We start from the raw sequence: 5,416 nt of genomic DNA, 5'->3' as shown, positions 1-5,416 counted from the left end.
GCCCCGTCGCGCAGGCTGCGGATGAAGCGCCGCTGCGTGGTGTCCAGCACGTCGTTGCCCCGCCGGTCGGTGCCGTTCTGCACCGTGAGCCACTCCGCGAACGTGGTCATGTAGTCCGACGTCGTGCCCTGCACCACCGTGTACTGCCGCTGGTCGATGACCTGCGAGCCGTAGCTGATGTAGCCGTCGGCCGCGTCGCGCCCGCCGCCCGCGGGCTTGCGCCGGTCGCTGTTCCCCTTGAGCAGGAGCTGCGAGACGAACGGACCCTTCTGGTCGCCCGGGAAGATGCCGCGGAAGACGTTCTGCACCGTCACCGGTGTGGTGCCGCCGAACTGGGGGAACTCGTTGTTCAGCGACGAGATCGCGGCCGAGACGTCGGCGCTGGAGCCGTAGTCGGCGAACGCCACGTCGCGCGCCACGGCCATCCAGTACAGCTCGCCCATCTCGTGCGCCTCCTGCACGCTGTCGAAGCGCGGCGCGGGTGGAACGGTGAACGTCTGCGCGTCCGGCCCCTCGGTGTCGAAGGTGAAGCCCGTCTGCGGGTTGGTGAGCTTGAGGCCGTTCTCCGGTGTGCCCAGCAGCACCTCTTCGAAATCGTCGGGCGCGCGGCTTTCCAGCGCGCGGAGCAGCGACGCGTACGACACCGCGTCCGGCTCGCCCGTGGTGGCGTCGTGCTTCAGCCCCTTCGAGAAGCTGCCGATGATGCCGAACGACGGGTAGTTCGTCTCGTCGTTGTTGTTCTCGTGCGGCGCGTGGTTGCGTTCCGCGTCCACCGTCGCCGCCTGGTCGCGCACGTCACGGGCGGACAGGCGCCGCTCCTCCAGGCGCCGGCGCGGAGTGCGCGTGGCGTAGTTGACGTTGTCGAAGATCGCGACCCCCGGCGCAGGCAGTGGCGACGACGTGCCCCCGCCGAAGTTGATCTTCACGCTCGTCACGTTGAGCGGCGTCGCCTCCTGGTACAGCACCTCCCACACGGCGCCGTCGCCCGAGGTCTCCCAGTAGGTGATGCCGCTCGACTCGCGCAGCCGCAGCCACCGGTGGCGCGCCGGGTCGTACGTGACGTTGGCACGCGGCAGGTAGCTACCGCCGATCACCTTGAAAGCCACGACCTGTGCGGCCTGGATGGCGATGTAGAGGAAGTTGTTCGCATCCACCTTCGCCTGCAGCCCGGACTGGGCGGCATCGCTGGCGATGAGCGCGCGCACCACCTCGATCTTCACCTCGCTGTTGGTGAGGTCGTACGCCGCGACCGACTCGTAGCCCGAGTAGACGCCGGGCGTGTTCGCCCCCGGGCGGATCTCCACCCGCTGGTTCACCTCGCGGATGCGCTCCGGGGGCGAGTTTCCGTAGATGTTCCACTTCGCCGTGTCCACCGTGTTGTCGTAGAAGTTGTCTACGAGCGTGTTGGCCTTTGCCATGGTGCGCCTCTCCTTCGGGATCGTTCCGCCGCCGCGCGGAAGTACGCGGCGGGCAGGCGGCCGTCCGGATCGGTTTCCTCACGGCTCTGCGGCGCCGGTGACGGAGATGACCGGGTACTCCTGGCGAGAGGCCGAGACGTTCGCACGCGTTCGGCCTTTCTTCGGTGTATGCTAAAAACGTCTCGGGGTCCTGTCAATCGGCTCGCCGTCCTCCTTCCGAAGCCCGAGGACTCGGGCGAAACCGCCGGCCGGCGAATCGAACGATTCGTCCCGAGGGAGCTGATCTCCAGAAACCGAAAACCCTCCACCCCGGCATGGCGGGAAGAGGGCAGTCGAACGATCTGGACCACGGGGTGCGGCGGTCCGGCTACCCAGCCGCATCCGCCAGCGCCGCGAACAGCTCAGCGGCCTCCGCGGGCTCGTGCAGGCGGGAGCGAGCGGCGGTGTCGTCCGGCACCGGGTCGGCGACGATGATGCCCTCTGCGGCGGCGTCCCAGGATTCGAGCGCGCGGAAGGCATCCTCGTCCGTGCGGTCGTCGCCGAGGTAGAGGACCGGCGTTCCGGCCGGCGGGCGCATCTGCTCCAGCAGGAAGATGACGGCGCGGCCCTTGTTCCAGTCCACCCGCGGCCGCACCTCCAGCACCATCTTCCCCTCCGTCACGTGCAGTTCCGGGCGCCCATCCGCCGCGGCGTGGACAGCGGCGAGGATGCGCGCGTGGTCCGACTCGGACGCCGTGCGGTAGTGGATGCTGAGCGTGAGGCCCTTGTCCTCCACGAACGCGCCGTCGATGCCGGCGAGGGCGCCACCGATCCGCGCCGCTACCGCCTCCAGCTCCGGCCGCGCCGCCAGCGCTTCGGGGTGGATGCGGTGCAGGCCCGCGCCCTCGATCTCCATGCCGTGGTTGCCCGCGTAGGCGATGTCTGGGATCGCGGCGCGCTCGCGCACGTCCGCCAGGCCGCGGCCGCTCACGACGGCCGCCGTGACGCCGGGGAGGGCCATCAGCCGCTCCAGCGCCGCGCGCGTCTCCGCCGGGATCGCCGCCATCTCCGGCCGCGCCACGATGGGCGCCAGCGTGCCGTCGAAGTCCAGCAGCAGCACCAGGCGGCCGGTGCGCCTCCAGGCTTCGGTCCAGGCGGGCACGCGGTCGCGGGCGTGTGGCAGCATGGTGTTCGGTGGGGTAGGTGTGGGGCGGTTGACCCGCAGGAGGCGCGCCGGTACGTTGCGCCGCGCCCATTCTAACCCTCGAAGGCACGGCCCCGCATGTCCTGGATCGATGAGCTGGCGTACGACGAGCGCGGACTGGTGCCCGTGGTGGCGCAGGACGCCGCGAGCGGAGAGGTGCTGATGCTCGCTTGGGCCAACGCCGAGGCGGTGCGGCTGACGGCAGAGACGGGCGATGCGCACTACTGGAGCCGGTCGCGCGGCGAGCTGTGGCGGAAGGGCGGCACCAGCGGCCACGTGCAGCGCGTCCGCGAGGTGCGCGTGGACTGCGACCGCGACGCGCTGGTCTACCGCGTGGAGCAGTCGGGCCCCGCGTGCCACACCGGCGAGCGTACCTGCTTCTACCGCGCGCCAGACGGCGACTCGCTCGCCGAAGCCGCGGACTCGCGCCCCGTCCTCACGCGCATCGACGACATCATCGAGCAGCGGCATGCGGAGCGGCCGGAGGGCTCGTACACGACCTACCTGTTCGACAAGGGCGTGGACAAGATCCTCAAGAAGGTGGGCGAGGAAGCCGCGGAGACCATCATCGCCGCCAAGAACTCCGGCACGGACGAGCTCCGCTCCGAGGCCGCGGACCTCGTCTTCCACCTGCTCGTCCTGCTCCGCGAGCGCGGCCTGCCGCTGTCCGACGTGTACGCCGAGCTGGACGCCCGCTTCGGCGCCGCCCCCCGCGCCGGCTCCACCGCCCCGCCCCCCTCCCGCTCCTCCGACGGCACCTGACGCGAACAATAATCTCCCCCCGCGTAGGGTGCGATTCATCGCATCCGACCATCCTCCCGGCCCGCGAGACATCTCATGTCCCGCATCATATCTCCCTACATAGATCGATCCGCATCAACACGATAGGCGATATCGGCTGATGCGGATTCGATGGATGCTCACCCGCCCGTCATCTCACCGCTGAACCCTGACGCTCAGGGCCGCTTCCCGCGCGTGAACGCGGCGTCGAGGATCATCTCTTCCTCGCCGGGGTCGCGCCAGCCGCCGTCCGAAGGCTCGCCCCACACGGGGCGGCCGTTCTTCACCGTGTACGGCTGCATCCAGAAGAGGCGCGTCCCTGCCCGGTCGCGCGCCTCGGCGATGAGGACGGGGCCGGCGGTGCCGCTCTCGTCCTCCACCTGCGCCTCCAGCGCCAGCATCAGGCAGTCCGGGTGCTTGGTGGATGCGTAGCGTGCGATGGTGCCCGACAGGATCTGCGGCGAGACGCTGCCCACACCTTCGGGCACGGGGATGGCGAGCGTGCGGAACTCGGGCGTGGCGTGCCCGGCGCGCTCGTGCACGCTGCGCACGCGGGGCGGCGTGTCGGACCCGGCGGCGAGCGCCTGCTCGATGTCGCCCCGCATCTCGTCCAGGAAACGCGTCGCCAGGCTCAGCGTACGCTCCATCTGCACCAGCTTGCTGCGCACCACGGAAGTCCCCTCGCGAACGGGCGGAAGCCGGCGCATTCCCGGCGAAAATGATCGATCTACCTCATCCTCCTAACGCAATCCCGGCGCCACCGGAAGCCGACGGCCGCGCACATCCGCCGACGATGGACACCCGCTCAGAACCGCGCAAAACGCTGCGGACCGGTAGGGATGGACCTACGTGTCCGTCCGTGCCCCCGCGACGAAATCCTGCCGATTCGGGAGACGAACCGCTGGGATACATCGCGCCGAGTGGGAGCTGGAACCAGGCGTTCCGACGGCATCCTCGCAACGGAAGGACGGGCCGACACACAGGCCGGCCCCTACCGCGGCGGGTGGAATCTCGCGATCCGGGACGAGGCTACTTCGACGCTTCCTGCTCCACCGCACGGCGGTGTCGGGGCCAAACGGCGGTGGCGAGGCGAAGGAAGTTCGCGCGCTCGTCCGGCAGGTCCGACAGGAACGACCACGCCGTGCGCGAGCCTTTCCGCGTGTTGCAGCCCGCGCAGGCGGCCACCAGGTTGCCCTCGGAGTTGTCGCCGCCGCGCATCCTGGGCTGCACGTGGTCCAGCGTGAGCTGCTCCGGCGGGAACGGCTGCGCGCAGTACACGCACGTGTGCCGGTCGCGGGCGAAGATGCGCTCCCGCAGCGACGCCAGCGCCGGGTCGATCCTCACGCCCCGCTACCGTCGCCGAGCAGCACGAAGCCCTGCGCCCGCAGCGCCGCCGTGAGGTCGCGCACGTGGTCGCGGCCGCGCGTCTCCAGCGTCAGGTCCACCTCCGCCTCCGTGAGCCACAGCCCGCCGAAGCTGTGCCGCTGGTTGAGCTGGAGCACGTTCGCGCCCTGCTCCGCCACCGCGGCGGTGAGCTTCGCCAGCGCGCCTGGCCGGTCGTCGATCTTCACGCGCAGGTAGGCCTGGCGCCCGTCCTTGATCAGCCCGCGCTCTATGATGCGCGACAGCACGCTCACGTCGATGTTGCCGCCGCTCAGCACCATCACCACGTTGCGCCCCTCCACGTCCGCGACGTGGCCGTTCACCACCGCGGCGACCGTTGCGGCCGACGCGGCCTCCACAACCGTCTTCTCCTTCTCCAGCAGCAGCAGCACCGCGTCGGCGATCTCCGTCTCCTCCACCAGCACCACCTCGTCCACCCAGTCGCGCAGCATGGGGAACGTCAGCTCGCCGATGGTGCGCACCGCGATGCCGTCCGCGATGCTCGACGCGGCGGGGATCACGTCCGGCCGCCCCACCTCCAGCGCGTGGTAGGCCGCCGGGAGCACCGCGCTCTCCACGCCGATCACCCGCACGTCCGGCCGCACCGTCTTGATCGCCATCGCGATGCCGGAGATGATGCCGCCGCCGCCCA

6 protein-coding genes are annotated in these 5,416 nt (G+C 70.4%); 1 reads left to right on the top strand and 5 read right to left on the bottom strand.

The features are described 5' to 3' along the window. Both VFE05_12985 and otsB read right to left on the bottom strand, forming a co-directional pair. Positions 1-1,418: hypothetical protein (locus VFE05_12985; protein HET6230980.1), on the bottom strand; the 1,418-nt coding region annotated here is incomplete at its 3' end. 367 nt (positions 1,419-1,785) lie between these two features. After that, entirely contained in the window at positions 1,786-2,583 is a 798-nt protein-coding gene (otsB, locus tag VFE05_12980) for a trehalose-phosphatase (GenBank protein ID HET6230979.1), read from the bottom strand. 96 nt (positions 2,584-2,679) lie between these two features. Here otsB and hisIE point away from each other — a divergent pair, with 96 nt between their 5' ends. Next, a complete protein-coding gene (gene hisIE, locus VFE05_12975; GenBank protein HET6230978.1) occupies positions 2,680-3,363 on the top strand; it encodes a bifunctional phosphoribosyl-AMP cyclohydrolase/phosphoribosyl-ATP diphosphatase HisIE in 684 nt (227 codons plus the stop codon). A gap of 194 nt (positions 3,364-3,557) precedes the next feature. On the opposite strand, the gene VFE05_12970 is transcribed toward hisIE, so the two are convergent. The 3 genes from VFE05_12970 to VFE05_12960 form a co-directional block, all read right to left on the bottom strand. Then, entirely contained in the window at positions 3,558-4,052 is a 495-nt protein-coding gene (locus tag VFE05_12970) for a hypothetical protein (GenBank protein ID HET6230977.1), read from the bottom strand. A gap of 358 nt (positions 4,053-4,410) precedes the next feature. Next, the gene (locus VFE05_12965) at positions 4,411-4,725 is read right to left on the bottom strand and encodes an HNH endonuclease (GenBank protein ID HET6230976.1); all 315 of its coding nucleotides are present in this window, start codon (positions 4,723-4,725) and stop codon (positions 4,411-4,413) included. Then, the coding region (locus VFE05_12960) for a pyridoxal-phosphate dependent enzyme (protein ID HET6230975.1) at positions 4,722-5,416 on the bottom strand (695 nt) is incomplete at its 5' end. The genes VFE05_12965 and VFE05_12960, both read right to left, overlap by 4 nt.

This window comes from Longimicrobiaceae bacterium, assembly GCA_035696245.1.
Taxonomy (GTDB): Bacteria; Gemmatimonadota; Gemmatimonadetes; order Longimicrobiales; family Longimicrobiaceae; genus DASRQW01.
Note: the sequence above shows the minus strand (reverse complement) of the source record. Positions and strands in the feature narration are given on the sequence as shown.